This is a genomic window from Curtobacterium sp. 8I-2, assembly GCF_902506155.1.
Lineage (GTDB): Bacteria > Actinomycetota > Actinomycetes > Actinomycetales > Microbacteriaceae > Curtobacterium > Curtobacterium poinsettiae.
Genome location: NZ_LR732826.1, coordinates 448,522 through 464,616, shown reverse-complemented (window position 1 = coordinate 464,616; position 16,095 = coordinate 448,522). Strand labels below are relative to the sequence as shown.

The 16,095-nt window shown below is 70.9% G+C and carries 11 protein-coding genes; 9 read left to right on the top strand and 2 right to left on the bottom strand.

What is annotated here, in order from left to right; all coding sequences use genetic code 11:
• The first annotated feature begins 42 nt into the window (after positions 1-42).
• Genes BOSE127_RS02195 through guaA form a run of 3 tightly spaced genes read left to right on the top strand, consistent with a single transcriptional unit; the run spans position 43 to position 2,811 of the window.
• Positions 43-777, top strand: coding sequence for an SURF1 family cytochrome oxidase biogenesis protein (locus BOSE127_RS02195; protein ID WP_236559481.1), 735 nt, complete (start codon positions 43-45; stop codon positions 775-777).
• A gap of 10 nt (positions 778-787) precedes the next feature.
• Positions 788-1,234: a DUF3817 domain-containing protein gene (locus BOSE127_RS02190; protein WP_042539755.1), complete on the top strand. Its 447-nt coding sequence runs from the start codon at positions 788-790 to the stop codon at positions 1,232-1,234.
• A complete protein-coding gene (guaA, locus tag BOSE127_RS02185; protein WP_042539757.1) occupies positions 1,231-2,811 on the top strand; it encodes a glutamine-hydrolyzing GMP synthase in 1,581 nt (526 codons plus the stop codon). The genes BOSE127_RS02190 and guaA overlap by 4 nt, the downstream gene beginning before the upstream one ends.
• Positions 2,812-3,180: 369 nt before the next feature.
• Here the strand turns inward: guaA and BOSE127_RS02180 are convergent, their stop codons facing one another.
• Together BOSE127_RS02180 and BOSE127_RS02175 are read right to left on the bottom strand one after the other, a co-directional pair.
• Positions 3,181-4,053 carry a Bax inhibitor-1/YccA family protein gene (locus tag BOSE127_RS02180; protein WP_017885465.1) on the bottom strand — a complete coding sequence of 291 codons (873 nt, stop codon included), beginning with the start codon at positions 4,051-4,053 and terminating at the stop codon, positions 3,181-3,183.
• Between the two features lie 31 nt (positions 4,054-4,084).
• Positions 4,085-5,080, bottom strand: a complete 996-nt coding sequence (locus BOSE127_RS02175) for a DUF817 domain-containing protein (RefSeq protein WP_159556111.1) — start codon at positions 5,078-5,080, stop codon at positions 4,085-4,087.
• A gap of 106 nt (positions 5,081-5,186) precedes the next feature.
• Here BOSE127_RS02175 and BOSE127_RS02170 point away from each other — a divergent pair, with 106 nt between their 5' ends.
• The 6 genes from BOSE127_RS02170 to BOSE127_RS02145 all read left to right on the top strand — a co-directional run bounded on the left by BOSE127_RS02170 (position 5,187) and on the right by BOSE127_RS02145 (position 16,094).
• Positions 5,187-6,197 (top strand): glycerophosphodiester phosphodiesterase family protein, encoded by a 1,011-nt coding sequence (locus BOSE127_RS02170; RefSeq protein WP_042539763.1) that lies wholly within the window; start codon positions 5,187-5,189, stop codon positions 6,195-6,197.
• Between the two features lie 12 nt (positions 6,198-6,209).
• Positions 6,210-8,657, top strand: coding sequence for an ATP-dependent helicase (locus BOSE127_RS02165; protein WP_159556110.1), 2,448 nt, complete (start codon positions 6,210-6,212; stop codon positions 8,655-8,657).
• Between the two features lie 99 nt (positions 8,658-8,756).
• Complete coding sequence (locus BOSE127_RS02160) at positions 8,757-10,748, top strand: LamG-like jellyroll fold domain-containing protein (protein WP_159556109.1); 1,992 nt, start codon at positions 8,757-8,759, stop codon at positions 10,746-10,748.
• 95 nt (positions 10,749-10,843) lie between these two features.
• On the top strand, positions 10,844-12,268 hold the full coding sequence (locus tag BOSE127_RS02155) for a pyridoxal phosphate-dependent decarboxylase family protein (protein ID WP_159556108.1): 1,425 nt from the start codon (positions 10,844-10,846) through the stop codon (positions 12,266-12,268).
• Positions 12,265-13,686: a lysine N(6)-hydroxylase/L-ornithine N(5)-oxygenase family protein gene (locus BOSE127_RS02150; RefSeq protein WP_159556107.1), complete on the top strand. Its 1,422-nt coding sequence runs from the start codon at positions 12,265-12,267 to the stop codon at positions 13,684-13,686. Before BOSE127_RS02155 ends, BOSE127_RS02150 begins: the two co-directional genes overlap by 4 nt.
• A complete protein-coding gene (locus BOSE127_RS02145) occupies positions 13,683-16,094 on the top strand; it encodes a GNAT family N-acetyltransferase (protein ID WP_159556106.1) in 2,412 nt (803 codons plus the stop codon). The genes BOSE127_RS02150 and BOSE127_RS02145 overlap by 4 nt, the downstream gene beginning before the upstream one ends.
• Position 16,095: the final 1 nt, after the last annotated feature.

The window sequence follows — 16,095 nt, the reverse complement described above, 5'->3', positions numbered from 1 at the left end:
ATGTGGGCCGTTGCCCGACGACCGAGGTGGATCGCGCTGCTGTTGCTGGCGCTCGTGCTGGCGGCGGTGTTCGCCGGGCTGGGCAAGTGGCAGCTCGAGCGGTCCATCGCCAACGGCAAGCCCCTGCCGGCGACCACCGAGACCCGCCGCACGCTCGAGGCGGTCACGACCCCCGAACGCCCCGTCAGCGAGAGCCTCGCCGGGCAGAAGGTGACCGTCACGGGGACCTTCGTCGCCGACGACACCACCGTGCTGACCGGCCGCACCGGGGGTGGGAAGTACCAGACCGTCGGGCACCTGGTGGACTCGGATGGTGGGGCGAGCCTCCCGGTCGTCATCGGGTGGTCCGACCAGCGGTCGGCCGCCGTCGCCGGGGGCGAGCGCCTGGCGGACGGCCAGACGCTCACGATCCAGGGCCGGTACTACCCGGCCGAGTCCCCGGACCAGGACGCCTACAAGAAGGCCGAGTACTCGGCCGTCGCGCCCGCACGGTTCGTGAACACCTGGCAGGCCTTCGACGACCGCATGTACCTGGGGTACGTCGTCGCCGACGGCACCACCGCGAAGGCCGCCGACCTCGGCACCATCGCCGACCGTGCACCGTCGCGCGAGGTCCAGTTCGACTGGCTCAACCTGTTCTACGCGATCGAGTGGGTCGTCTTCGCCGGCTTCGCCGTGTTCCTCTGGTACCGGTTCGTCAAGGACGCCTGGGAGCGCGAGCAGGAAGAGGAGCGCGAGGCACTGCTCGCCACCGAAGCCGACGCGCTCCGACGGTAGGATTGCCGGCATGGCCCTGACCGTCCGAACCCGTGACATCCCCAAGATCCCGGGGGCGGTGAAGTGGTACCGCGTCTCGGCGTACATCACCGGTGTGCTGCTGCTCGCCCTGGTGGTCGAGGTCATCATCAAGTACACGCCGCTGCAGCTCGAGATGCAGCTCGGCAACGGCCCGTTCTTCGTGCCCAACGGCACGGCGGGCGAGACCCCGGGCACGTTCAACCTGTCGATCGCGATCCTCATCGCCCACGGCTGGCTGTACGTGCTCTACCTCTTCACGGACTTCCGTCTGTGGAGCATCATGCGCTGGAGGCCGTCGCGCTTCCTGCTCATCGCCCTCGGGGGCATCATCCCGTTCATGTCCTTCGTGGTCGAACACCGTATGCAGCAGAAGGCCATGGACACCTACCACGAGCTGATCGCTGCCCAGCAGCGTGAGAAGGAGGCCGCTCGGTGAGCGAGACCGAACAGCGTCCCGTCCTCGTCGTCGACTTCGGGGCCCAGTACGCGCAGCTCATCGCGCGTCGGGTCCGAGAAGCGAACGTCTACAGCGAGATCGTGCCGCACTCCATCACCGCGGACGAGATCCGCGCCAAGGACCCGGCGGCCATCGTGCTGTCCGGCGGTCCGTCGTCCGTCTACGAAGCAGGTGCGCCGTCGCTCGACGGTGACATCCTCGACCTCGGCGTCCCCGTGCTCGGCATCTGCTACGGCTTCCAGGCCATGGCGACCGCCCTCGGTGGCGAGGTCGCGAACACCGGTCTGCGCGAGTACGGCGCCACCGACGTGACGCTCGCGCCCGGCACCAGCACCCTGCTCGGCGACCAACCGGCAGACCAGGTGACGTGGATGTCGCACGGCGACTCCGTGGCGAAGGCCCCGGCCGGCTTCGAGGTGCTCGCCTCGAGCGCATCCACGCCCGTCGCAGCGTTCGCGTCCGACGAGCGCAAGCTCTACGGCGTGCAGTGGCACCCCGAGGTGAAGCACTCCGTGTACGGCCAGGCCGTGCTCGAGAACTTCCTGCACCGTGCCGCGGGCCTGCCGGGCGACTGGAACTCCAGCAACGTCATCGAGGAGCAGGTCGCCCGCATCCGTGAGCAGGTCGGCTCCGCGCGGGTCATCGCCGGACTGTCCGGTGGTGTCGACTCCGCCGTCGCCGCAGCCCTGGTGCACAAGGCCGTCGGTGACCAGCTCACCTGCGTCTTCGTCGACCACGGGCTCCTGCGTGCCGACGAGCGCAAGCAGGTGGAAGAGGACTACGTCGCCTCCACCGGTGTCCGGCTCATCACGATCGACGCCGAGCAGCAGTTCCTCGACGCCCTCGCCGGTGTCAGCGATCCGGAGCAGAAGCGCAAGATCATCGGGCGCGAGTTCATCCGCACGTTCGAAGGCGCAGCCGAGGCGCTCGTGCTCGAGGCCCAGGCGTCCGACTCCGATGCCGAGGTCAAGTTCCTCGTGCAGGGCACGCTCTACCCGGACGTCGTCGAGTCCGGCGGCGGAGCGGGCACCGCGAACATCAAGTCGCACCACAACGTCGGCGGCCTGCCCGAGGACATGACGTTCGAGCTCGTCGAGCCGCTGCGCACCCTGTTCAAGGACGAGGTCCGTGCCGTCGGTCGCGAGCTCGGCCTGCCCGAGGTCATCGTCGGTCGCCAGCCGTTCCCCGGGCCCGGCCTCGGCATCCGCATCGTCGGCGAGGTCACGAAGGACCGGCTCGAACTGCTCCGCGCGGCCGACAAGATCGCCCGCGAAGAACTCACCGCGGCCGGCCTCGACGAGGAGATCTGGCAGTGCCCGGTCGTGCTGCTCGCCGACGTCCGCTCCGTGGGCGTGCAGGGCGACGGCCGGACCTACGGCCACCCGATCGTGCTCCGTCCGGTCTCGTCCGAGGACGCCATGACCGCCGACTGGACGCGTCTGCCGTACGACACCCTGGCGAAGATCTCGAACCGCATCACGAACGAGGTGCCCGACGTCAACCGGGTCGTGCTCGACGTCACGTCGAAGCCGCCGGGGACGATCGAGTGGGAGTAGGGCTCCCCTGAGCGACGGAAGGCCCGGCACGCGTCACGCGTGCCGGGCCTTCGTGCGTCCGGGGGCGCTGCCGGAGCGGTGGGCGTGGGTGCTGCCGGGGTCGTCGAGTGGTCACAACACCCCGCGGGCCCGGTGCCGAGCGGTCACGAAGTGTCGACTGGCCCCGGCTCGGGCGACGCTTCGTGACCACTCGGCGGGTGACCGGCGGGGTGTTGTGACCACCCGGGACCGCCGCCGCCACCGCCACCGCCACTGCCTCCCGCCACCGCCACCGCCGCCTCCCGCCACCGGCCCCGGCTGTCGCCGACCACCGGCCCGGGGACGACGAAGGGCCCCGGCAGCGCCGGGGCCCTTCGTCGTGCGGTGGTGCTAGTTGCGCGAGCTGCTCGCGATGATGGCGAGGATGCGCAGGATCTCGAGGTACAGCCAGACGAGCGTCACGATCAGGCCGAACGCTGCGGTCCAGGCGTAGATGCGGGGTGCGCCGCGCTCGACACCGGTCTTGATCTGGTCGAAGTCGAGGATCAGCGAGTACGCCGCCATGACGACCACGAAGATGCCGATGAGCACACCGAGCGGGATGCCGAAGAGCGTCACGCCCATCAGGCCGAACGCGCTCTGCGTCACGCCGGTCCACATCAGGACCAGGTTGACGAGCGAGAACGCCATGTACCCGACCATCGCGATCAGGAAGAAGCGCGTGGCCTTCGGGGTCGCGCGGACCTTGCCGGAGCGGAACAGCAGCAGGGTGACGAAGAACACACCGAGCGTGCCGAACACCGCCTGCGCGACGATGCCGTCAGCTTCGGGGAACGCGGTCTGGAAGTAGTTCGAGATACCGCCGACGAACAGCCCCTCGAAGAACGCGTACGTCAGGATCAGACCCGGCGACGGCTTCTTCTTGAAGGTGTTGACGAGCGCCAGGACGAACCCGACGAGCGCGCCGACGACCCAGACGGCCGGCGGCAGGTTCCAACCGGCCACCGCGCCGACGACGAGCACGCCGAACGCGAGCAGCGTCTTGACGATGGTGTCTTCGTACGACATGCGGTCGGTGTCCACCGGGGACGCAGTCGGGCGGTCGTACATGTACTGCAGCTGCTCGGGGGTCATGCCGCCCTGTGCCTGCTGCGGGGTCTGTCCCCAGCCGGCCTGCTGCTGACCAGCACCGCGCCCGCCCCAGGTGTTTGCCCCCTGTGCGTTGAAGGCGGGGGACTGGTCGAAACCGGGCTTGAAGGCCATGGTGTCCTCTTCCTAGGAGATTCGAGTCCTCTCAGCCTAGGTGCGCTCGGTCGCGGAAGGCTGAGGATTCGCGGCGAGCGGACGCGGGCCCAGTGGGCCCCGACGAGGGAAGCCTAGGGTCGCCCGCTGCACGCGCGCCTCGAAGACGTCGAGAGTCCGCCGTCGAGCGCGGGGAGCCCGAGGGCGACGCCGGGTGCAACCAGGTCACGAGTGCGACCGAGATCGTCATGAGCAGGAACCACGCAACGATCTTCGTCGGGGCCACCGGGTGCCAGGCGGCGAGCTGCGCCGGGTAGCTCCACGCCCCGGCCCAGGTCGCGACGTTCTCGGCTGCCCAGACGAACACGGCCACCAACCCCATCGCGACGAGCACGGGCATCCGCATCGTCGCCCGGTGGATCCGGACGTCCATGGTGGTGCGGGCGAAGAGCAGCAGCACGAGCGCGAGCAGCACGTACCTTGCGTCGGCGACGAAGTGGTGTCCGAAGAAGTTCAGGTAGACGCCGCCCGCGACGACCGCCAGCAGCCACTGCCGCGGGTACCGGTCGAACCGCGGGTCGAACAGCCGGTGGACCCTGACCATGTACGACCCGACGGCCCCGTACATGAACCCCGAGAACAGCGGCACCCCGGCGACGACGAGCAGCCCTCCGGGTTCGTAGGTCCACGAGCCCATGTGGGTCTTGAACACCTCCATCACGGTGCCGACGACGTGGAACAGCACCACCACCCGGAGTTCCCGTACGGTCTCGAGCCCGAACACGAGCATGCCGACCTGCAGCAGCACGGCCGCGGTCGTCAGGACGTCGTTCCGCATCGGGGCCGGCACGGTCAGGTGCACCAGGGCCATCGTCGCGAGCAGCAGCGCCCCGAACGCACACGCCCAGGCCTGCTTGGCACCGAACACCAGGAACTCGGTGACGAACACGCGGACGGGTCGGTGCGGTCGGTGCCCGGCGTCGAGCACACGGCGTGCGGCCCGGTCGATCCGGGCCTCGACGGCGGTGGAGAGCGATCGGACGGTCATGCGGTGATGCTCGGCGTCGGCGCTGGGAACGGCGGTCCCCGGCGCGACGAGTGTGTCCCGCGACACAGGTGGCCCGCTCGTCATCCCGGGCAAGTAGGGTCGCGCCATGACCCTCGTGATCGCCCACCGCGGCGCGTCCGGCTACCGCCCCGAGCACTCGCGGAGCGCGTACGACCTGGCCATCGAACTCGGCGCCGACGCGATCGAACCGGACCTGGTGCCCACGAAGGACGGCGTCCTGGTGCTCCGGCACGAGAACGAGGTCTCGGGCACCACGGACGTCGCCGACCACGCCGAGTTCCGGCACCTGCGCACGACGAAGACCGTCGACGGCCAGACGCTGACGGGCTGGTTCACCGAGGACTTCACGTGGGCGCAGCTGCAGACGCTCCGCACCCGCGAGCGCCTGCCCGCGCTGCGCCCGGGATCCGCCGAGCACGACGGCGCGCAGCCGATCCTGCGGTTCGTCGACCTGCTCGCGATCCTCGACGCGGCGCCCCGCCCGGTCGGGCTCGTCGCCGAGGTCAAGCACGCCGCGTCCTTCGACCGCGCCGGGTTCCCGATGGGTGAACTCGTCGACGCCGCGCTCGGCGAGGCCGGGTGGCGGCAGGACGAGCGGCTGACGGTGGAGAGCTTCGAGAAGGGCGTGCTGCGGGACCTACGCGAGCGGGCGACCGGTGGTCGGCTCGTGTACCTCCAGGAGGCCCGTGGCAGCGCCGCGGACGAGGTCGCGTCCCACGGGGCGCTCGCCCCCACCTACGCCGCCGAGCGCTCCGAGGACGCGCTCGCGTCGTTCGCGACCGAGTTCCACGGCATCAGCGTCGACCTCGGCACCCTGATGGCCGGCGTGGACAGCGTCGCGCTCGACGACCCGACGCCGGTGCGCAGCGCGATCGTCGACCGTGCCCACGCCGCCGGGCTCGCGGTGTACACGTGGACCCTCCGGCCGGAGAACCGGTTCCTGCCGTCGCCGTTGCGTCGCGGCGGGGACGTCGCGGCCTTCGGCGACTGGGAACGCTGGTTCACCTCGGTCATCCGCACCGGACTCGACGGCGTGTTCGCCGACCACACGGACCTGGCGGTGCTCGCCCGGTCCGCTGTCGGGGGTCCCGCCTAGACTGTTCCGGACATGACGATCGTGCTCGACCCCTTCGAATCGACGCCCGAACCGGGCGCCGGTGCCCGCGCGTACCAAGACCCGTTCACCGCGGGTCTGAACCCCCAGCAGAAGGAAGCCGTCGAGTACCGCGGCGAGTCCCTGCTGATCGTGGCCGGTGCCGGTTCCGGCAAGACGAGCGTGCTCACCCGCCGCATCGCGCTGCTGCTCGCCAACCGCGAAGCCTGGCCGTCGCAGATCCTGGCGATCACGTTCACGAACAAGGCCGCCGCCGAGATGCGCGAGCGTGTCCGGGCCCTGGTGGGCGGCGAGGCCGAGGGGATGTGGATCTCCACCTTCCACTCGGCGTGCGTGCGCATCCTGCGGCGCGAAGCCGAGCGGTTCGGGTTCCCGCAGTCGTTCACGATCTACGACTCCGCCGACTCCAAGGCGCTGCTGAAGCGGATCATCAAGGAGCTCGAAGCCGACTCCCTCGGGCTGACCGTGGGTGCCGCGGCGTCGAAGATCTCGAAGCTCAAGAACGAGCTGCAGGACATCGACACCTACGCGCGCAACATCAACGTGAACGACCCGCAGGAAGTCATGTTCACCGAGGTGTTCCGGCGCTACACGAACGAGCTCCGCCGGGCGAACGCGTTCGACTTCGACGACCTCATCGGCCAGACGGTGTTCCTGTTCCGCGCCTTCCCGGACGTCGCCGCCCTGTACCAGCGGCGCTTCCGGTACATCCTGGTCGACGAGTACCAGGACACGAACCACGCCCAGTACGCCCTGATCCGTGAGCTCACCCGCCCGGTGCCGGTCGAACAGGTCGACAAGCTCGAGGACTCCGGGCAGCACGTCGCCCGGATGCGCGAGACCGACGGCTCGATCGCGCCCGCGTCCCTGACGGTGGTCGGTGACTCTGACCAGTCGATCTACGCCTTCCGCGGGGCGGACATCCGCAACATCGTCGAGTTCGAGCGGGACTTCCCGAACTCCAAGACGATCCTGCTCGAGCAGAACTACCGGTCGACGCAGAACATCCTCGACGCCGCGAACGCCGTCATCGCGAACAACTTCGACCGCCAGGCGAAGAGCCTGTTCACCGACGTCGGAGCCGGCGAGAAGATCGTCGGCTTCACCGGGTACACCGGCCACGACGAGGCGCAGTTCGTCGCCGACGAGATCCAGCGCCTGCGGGAAGACGGCATGGACTACCGCGACATGGCGGTGTTCTACCGGACCAACTCGCAGACCCGTGCGCTGGAGGAGATCTTCATCCGCGCGGCGATCCCGTACCGGGTGCTCGGCGGCACCAAGTTCTACGAGCGCGCCGAGATCAAGGACGCCATGGCGTACCTGATCACGGTCGCCAACCCGGCAGACCCGATGGCCCTGCGCCGCATCCTCAACGTGCCCAAGCGCGGCATCGGCTCGGTCACCGAGACCACCCTGCAGCGCTACGCCGACGAGCACGAGACCACGATGCGCGACGCCCTGCGGCACGCGGGTGAACTCGGGTTCGGGCCGAAGGTGCGCAACGCCATCACGGAGTTTGCGGCGCTGCTCGACGCCGTGTCCGAGAAGGCGAAGACGCAACCGGTGGTCGACACCCTGACGCAGCTGCTCGACGGCTCCGGGCTGCTCGACAACCTGCGGAAGTCGCCCGACGCGCAGGACGCCGCCCGAGCCGACAACATCGACGAGCTCGTGGCCGTGACGCGTGAGTTCCAGAAGAACAACCCCGAGGGCACCCTGTCGGACTTCCTGACCGAGGTCTCGTTGGTCGCAGCGGCGGACGAGCTCGACGACTCCTCGGGCACGGTCTCGCTGATGACCCTGCACACCGCGAAGGGCCTGGAGTACGACGCGGTGTTCCTGACCGGTGTCGAGGAAGACCTGCTCCCGCACCGGATGTCCGCCAACGAACCCGGTGGTCCGTCGGAAGAGCGCCGGCTGTTCTACGTCGGCATCACCCGCGCCAAGAAGGTCCTGTTCCTGTCGCTCGCGATGACCCGTGCGCAGTTCGGCGACGTCAACGTGGCGATGCCGTCGCGCTTCCTGCAGGAGATCCCCGAGGGGCTCATCGAGTGGAAGCAGTCGCCGGGCATGGCGAACAGCCGCGGTGGCACGCAGCCCCGGGCCCTGAACGCCAAGCGCGACGGTGGCTTCAACGGTGGTGGCGGCGGCGGTGGCTACCGCGGTGGTGGTGGCTGGGGCGGCGGATCGTACGACCGGGCAGCAGCGGCCTCGAAGACCCGTCCGAAGACCGAGTGGGCGAACCGGGTGTCCGGCCAGGTGCGCGACAACGGGGACATGGAACTCGTCGCCGGCGACCGCATCAAGCACGTCGACTTCGGCGAGGGCACGGTGTCCGCGGTGACGGGGCAGGGTGCCAAGCGCATCGCCGAGATCGCGTTCGACTCCGCGGGCCGCAAGAAGCTCCTCATCAAGATCGCCCCGATCGAGAAGCTGTAGGAGCCCTCACCGGTCCACACCGAACCGGCAGCAGCGGCCGGTCTGGTGTTCACGGGACGGACCCGGGGCGTTCCCCCGCGGACCGTACGGTGCGGTGCTGTGCAGAACAGCCCTGACGACCACGAAGCCGCCCACGACGGTGCAGCAGCCCCCGCCGACGATCGCAGCAAGCGCATCCCGGTCTCCCGCCGTGGCTTCCTGGTCGGGTCCGGACTGGCCGGCGCCGCAGGCCTCGTGGCGTCGAACGGTTTCGGCAGCGCCCCGGCCGTCGCCGACGCGCTGACCGCAGCCCCCGCCGTCACCCCGGCGGCCCTCGGCGGGTCCGGCATCGCGGCCCAGCAGGCGGTGGCACGTGGGCGCACCGGTCCGTGGCGACCCGACACGACCTCGCCGCGCTTCACCGTCGCGGTGATGCCGGACACCCAGTACATGTTCGACGGTGCCGCGGTCGACCAGGCCCCGATGCGCGCCTCGCTCGAGTACGTCGTGCGCGAGCAGGCCCGGCACAACACGGTGTTCCTCGTGCACCTCGGTGACCTGACCCAGAACGGTGCGGCGTCCGAGATGCGCGCGTCCGGCGAGGTCTTCGACGTGCTCGACCGTGCCGGAGCGCCCTACAGCGTGCTCGCCGGCAACCACGACGTCGACTCGTCGACCGACGACCAGCGGGGCCGCACCCCGTACCTCGACGTGTTCGGTCCGCAGCGGTTCCGGAAGGCCCCGGGCTGGATCGGTTCGAGCCCCGACGGCTACAACACCGCCCACCGGTTCACCGCGGCCGGCCGCGAGTGGGTCGTCCTGGCCCTCGACTGGCGGACGAGCGCGAGCGGCCTCGCCTGGGCCAGCTCCGTGCTCGCAGCCCGGCCGCACTCGCCGGTGATCCTCACGACGCACGCCATCGTCGACTCGGACGCCGACGGCGGGGCGGCGTTCGACCCCTACGGGCAGCAGCTCTGGGACTCCTTCATCACGAAGCACGACCAGGTGTTCCTGACGCTCAACGGCCACTACTGGGGGCCGGGCCGCACGACGGCGAAGAACGCGGTGGGACACGACGTCGCCCTGCACCTGACCAACTACCAGAACCGGTACTACGGCGGGGCGGCCATGATCCGGCTGTACCACGTCGACCTCGAACGGAACGTCATCGACGTCGAGACGCTGTCGCCGTTCCTGCTCGCCGGCGGGCTCGGCGAGGCGAACGAGCTCGCCGCCCAGGAGGTCAACCTCAGCGGTGACGTCGACCGCTTCACCATGGCAGTGGACTTCGAGGCGCGCTTCGCGGGCTTCGCGCCGGTCGCACCACGGGCCTCCCGGCCGGCGGCACGCATGCTGGTACCGGGGACGCTCGCGTACTGGCGGTTCGACGGCAACCCGGACGGGGCGGCGCTCGCGCCGACCACGCGGGTGCGCGACCAGAGCGGCAAGGGCAACGACCTGGTGGTCGCCCGCCGGACCGGCGCCGTCGCAGGGGCGTTGCGCTGGACCGCCGCGCACCACCCCGACCAGCCGGGTGCCGGCAGCCTCGCGCTGCAGGGTGGCAAGACCGGGGGCGACCACCTGCAGACCGTCCGGGCGGCGCCGCTCAACCGCACCCACTTCCCTCGCGGGTACACGGTCGAGGCGTTCTTCGCGCTGCCGACCACCTTCGACCCGAGCACGAACGGGTTCAGCGCCCTGCTGTCGCAGTACTCGAGCGCCCGCCAGGTGGGGAAGGCGACCGGAGCCGACGGCGACCCGGACGAACCCGCGGTGACCCTGAGCCTGTCGGGGGACCGCGAACTGCAGTGGTGCGTGTACCCGACGAGCCAGGACGGATCGTTGACGAACTGGGGGCACGAGCTGCCGCTCGGAGCATGGTGGCACGTGGCCGTGGTGAACGACGGGACGCACACCGTGCTCTACGTCGACGGGTGCCCGGTCGTGCGGAACCCGTCCACCCCGAACCGCGGTCTGAGCACGATCGGCAAGCCGTGGCTGCTCGGCGGGTACCGCTACGGCGGCAAGCTCGACAACGTGTTCGTCGGGTCGATCGGTGACGTGCGCATCGTCGGCCGGGCGCTGCAGCCGAGCGAGTTCATGAACGCCTGACGACCCGACAGGCGGCCGTCTGACACGCCCGGCCGACCAGGACACCCCTCGTTCGGGTGGCGTGAACGCGTTTTGTGAGGTTAGCCTTACCTAACGTGACACCTCCCATCGAACTCCTGACCACCGCCACCGCCGAGCGCTACCGCTCCGCCGTGACGTCCACGGTGGACCGTCTGGCCGACCGGTTCGCCGCGGCCGACCGTCCGACCACCGACACCGCCCCGGACGTCCTCCGGGCCCGGGTGCAGGACGTCGACCTCGACGCCGAACCCCTCGGGACGGACCGCGCGCTCGCCGAACTCGACGACCTGTTCGTCCGCGAGGCCGTCTGGTTCCACGACCCGGCGTACCTCGCGCACCTGAACTGCCCGGTCGCGCTGCCCGCGGTCGCCGCCGAGTCGGTCCTGGCCGCCGTGAACCCGTCGGTCGACACGTGGGACCAGTCCCGCATCGGCACCGAGATCGAGCGCCACGTCGTCGCCTGGCTCGCCGGTCGGATCGGGTTCGCCGCGGGGGACGGCATCTTCACCTCCGGCGGCTCACAGTCGAACCTGCAGGCCCTGCTGCTGGCGCGCGAGGCCCTCGGCACCGGCGGCACCGTGTTCACGACCGCTGAGACCCACTTCAGCATCGCGAAGTCCGCCCGGCTGCTCGGGCTCGAGACCGTGGTCGCCGTCGCGACCGACCACGCCGGCCGGATGGTGCCCGCGGCCCTCGCCGAGGCGATCGCTGCAGCCAGGGCCAACGGGCAGCGACCGATGGCCGTCGTCGCCACGGCCGGTACCACCGACCGCGGCGTGATCGACCCGATCGAACCGATCGCGGACGTCTGCGACCTGGAGGACGTCTGGCTGCACGTCGATGCCGCGTACGGCTGCGGGCTGCTCGTGTCGCCGACGCGCCGCCACCTGCTCGACGGCGTCGAACGAGCCAGGAGCGTGACCGCCGACCTGCACAAGTCGTTCTTCCAGCCGGTGTCGTCGAGCGCCCTGCTCGTGCAGCGCCCGGAGGACCTGCGCCGCACCGCGTGGTACGCCGACTACCTGAACCCGGAGGACGCCGCCGAGCCGAACCAGGTCGACAAGTCCCTGCAGACCACCCGCCGGTTCGACGCCCTGAAGCTCTGGGCCACGCTGCGGGCAACGGGGGCCGACGCGATCGGTGCGGCGTTCGACGCCGTCATCGACCTCGCCGTGGTCACCCACCGGATCGTCGAGGAGCACCCCGACCTGGTGCTCGTCGCGCCGACGCAGCTCAGCACGGTGCTGTTCCGCTGGCAGCCCGCCGGCATGACCGACGAGGCCGCCGACGCGCTGGTCGCCCCGATCCGCTCGGCCCTGCTCGCCGAGGGTCGGGTGCTCATCGCCAAGACGGTCATCGACGGCCGGCCGTGCAACAAGCTCACGCTGCTCAACCCGGAGACGACGCCGGAGCAGATGCGCGCGTCGCTCGAGCACGTCGTCGCCACGGCCGCCCGGGTCAGGGCCACCACCACCGCCCCGGAAGGAGCGTCCCGATGACCGCCGACCGCGCAGCAGACCGCGCAGCAGACCGCACCGCCGACACCGTGCACGACGTCGTCGGCATCGGCATCGGCCCGTTCAACCTCGGCCTGGCCTGCCTGACCGACCCGATCGCCGACCTCGACGCGGTGTTCCTCGACGCTGCCGACGGCTTCGCCTGGCACCACGGCATGATGCTCGACGACGCCACGATCCAGGTGCCGTTCCTCGCCGACCTGGTGACGATGGCCGACCCGACCTCACCGTTCTCGTTCCTCGCCTGGCTCAAGGAGACCGGGCGCCTGTACCCGTTCTACATCCGCGAGGACTTCCACCCCCTGCGCAGCGAGTACGACGCCTACTGCCGCTGGGCCGCCGACCGGCTCGACACCCTGCGGTGGGGCCGCCGGGTGACCGCCGTCGAGCACGACCCGGTCACCGACACGTTCACGGTGCACGCCGAGACCGATCAGGGTCCCGAGACGTACCGCGCACACCACGTCGTCGTGGGCATCGGCACCGAGCCGTCCGTCCCCGCCCCGCTGCGCGGGATCGGCGGACCGGCGGTCCACTCCGCCGAGTTCCTGCCGAACCGCAATGCCCTGCGCGACGCCGGGTCGATCGCCGTCGTCGGCAGCGGGCAGTCCGCCGCCGAGGTCTACCGCGAACTGCTCGAGGACATCCGGCAGGACGGCTACCGCCTCGACTGGATCACGCGGTCGCCCCGGTTCTTCCCGATGGAGGACACCAAGCTCACCCTCGAGATGACGAGCCCGGAGTACACGGACCACTTCCACGGGCTGCCCGAAGCCGTCCGCGACCGCCTCGGACGGGAACAGCGGGGGCTGTACAAGGGCATCAGCGCCGACCTGGTCGACGACCTGTACGACCAGCTCTACCGGATCAGCGCGCGGGGTCCGGTCCCGACGACGCTCCGGACCGAGACGAGCGTCGTCGACGCCGCCTGGCTCGCCGACCGCGGCACGTACCGGTTGACGCTCCGCCACGAGCAGCTCGACCAGACGTACGAGCACGAGGTCGAGCAGCTCGTCCTCGCCACCGGGTACACCCCGCGGGTCCCGCGCTTCCTCGACCCGGTCGAGCACCTCGTCGCCCGCGACTCCCGCGGTCGCCTGGCGGTCGCCCGCGACCACCACGTCGACACCCTGGGCGGGCGCATCTGGGTGCAGAACGCCGAGGAGCACACGCACGGCCTGACCGCGCCCGACCTCGGCATGGGTGCGTGGCGGAACGCGTCGATCATCCGGTCCGTCACGGGTCGCCCCGTGTACGGCCTGGAGGCCCGGATCGCCTTCCAGGAGTTCGGCCTGCCCGCCTCGGAGCAGTCAACACCAGAGCCGTCCACCGCCCATCCCGGCGCCGCGGAGCGCGCGCCGGCCCGGCCCGCGACCGAACGTGCGGAGGTCTCCGCATGAGCACGACCGTGACCACCACGGCGCCGGACGCGACCGCGCCTGTGGGAGCCGGGCCGGGCCTCCTGACCGTCGAACCCGTGGACCCGGAACGCGACGCCGCCGTCGTGCAGTCGTGGCTCGCCCACCCGGCGTCGTCGTGGTGGGAGATGGGCGACCTCGACGTGGACGGCGTCCGCACCTACCTGGCCGGCGTGCAGGCCGACCCCGCGCAGGCCGCGTGGCTCGGCCGCCGGAACGGCGAACCGTGCTTCCTGGCCGAGACCTACGACCCCTCGGCCGTCCTGCTCACCGACGTGTGGGCTGCCGAACCCGGCGACGTCGGCATGCACCTGCTCGTCGCACCGGTGCCGGCCGAGGGCCGCGTGCACGGCCTGACGAGCGCGGTCATGCGTGCCGTCGTCGAGCACTGCCGGGACGTCCTCGGCGCGCGTCGGGTCGTCGTCGAACCGGACGTGCGGAACACCGCCGTGCAGGCGAAGAACGCCGAGGTCGGGTTCCGTGCCCTGCGACAGGTCGACGTCGACGGCAAGCGGGCGCTGCTGTCGGTGCTCGACACCGACCGGATCGGCGTCCCCGACGACGACGGGCCGGCCGCGCACCTGCGGCCCGAGCACCTGGAACCCGCCGAACGGCACCTCGTCGCGAAGGCGATCGCGGAGTTCACCCACGAACGGCTCATCGCACCCGTGCCGGACGGGGACGGGTGGCGGCTCGACACGGGGGAGTCGACCTACCGGTTCCGGGCACGGCAGCACCTGCTCGAGCACTGGTCGATGGACGAGGCCTCGCTGACGCGGACCCGTGCGGGGGCGTCGGCACCACTCAGCGCGCAGGAGCTCGTGCTCGAACTGCACGAGGTGCTCGGGATCCCCGACGAGTTGCTCGGGACGTACCTGGAGGAGATCGCGTCGACGCTGGCGAGTGCTGCGGCGAAGCACCGACGGGGCGGACCGTCGGCAGGGCAGCTGGCGCGGGGGCGGGGCGGGGCCGGGTCGGCCGGTTCGGTCGGTTCGACCGGTTCGACCGTCTCGTCCGGGGCCGTCGACGACGCCGTAGCGTCGTTCCAGGACGTCGAGTCGGCGATGACCGAGGGCCACCCGGCGTTCGTCGCCGCCAACGGGCGGATCGGGTTCGGCCTCGACGAGTGCCGGGCGTTCGCGCCCGAGTCCGGCGGCCGGTTCCGGTACCGGTGGCTCGCCGCCCGACGCGAGCACACGCACCTGGCGCTCGCCGCGGACCGGACCGAGCAGGCGCACTGGGAGTCGGAGCTCCCGGCAGCGGTCGTGGCCGGGTTCCGCGCCACCCTGGAGCGCCGCGGGCTCGACCCCGACGACTACGTGTGGCTGCCCGTGCACCCCTGGCAGTGGCAGCACCGGATCGCCGTGACCTTCGCGCCTGACCTGGGGCGGCAGGACCTGGTGGACCTGGGCGAGGGGCCCGACGAGTACCAGCCGCAGCAGTCCATCCGCACCGCGTTCAACCGCACCGAGCCGGTACGCTCGTACGTGAAGACGGCGCTCGCCGTGCAGAACATGGGGTTCCTGCGGGGGATGTCGCCCGCCTACATGCGGAACACGCCGGCCGTGAACGACTGGGTCGCGTCGATCGTCGCCGCCGACCCGACGCTCGCCGAGGCCGGGTTCTCGGTGCTCCGGGAGCACGCCGCCATCGGCTACACCGGCGACGCGTACCACCGGGTCGACGTGTCCTCGCCGCAGCGCAAGATGCTCGCGGCGCTGTGGCGGGAGAGTCCCGTCCCGCAGCTGGCCGAAGGCGAACGCCTGCTCACCATGGCGGCACTGCTGCACCGGGACGCTTCGGGGAACGCCGTCGTGTCAGCCCTGATCGAGGCATCGGGAGTCCCTGCCGACGAGTGGGTCCGACGCTGGCTCGACGCCTACCTGCTGCCCGTCGTGCACTGCCTGACCGTGCACGACCTGGTGTTCATGCCGCACGGTGAGAACCTGGTGCTCGTCGTGCGCGACGGTGTCGTCGTCCGCGCCGTGATGAAGGACATCGGCGAGGAGGCCGCGGTGCTCGGCCGGCACGACGACCGCCCGGTGCCCGCCGACATCGACCGGATCGTGCACCCGGTGTCCGACGACGAAGCCGCGCTCGCCGTGTTCACCGACGTGTTCGACGGGGTGCTGCGGTTCGTCGCCGCGATCCTCGACGACGACGGGGTGCTGCCGGAGGCCCGGTTCTGGCAGGTCGCGGGGGAGTGCATCGACGCGCACGCCGCCGCACACCCGGACCGCCGTCGACCCCTGGACCTGCGGGTGCCGACGTTCGAGCACTCGTGCCTGAACCGGTTGCAGCTGCGGAACACCCTGTCGATGGTGGACCTGGCCGACCAGTCGTCGTCGCTCATCCGGGCGGGCGCGATGCCGAACCCGATCGGGCGGTAGG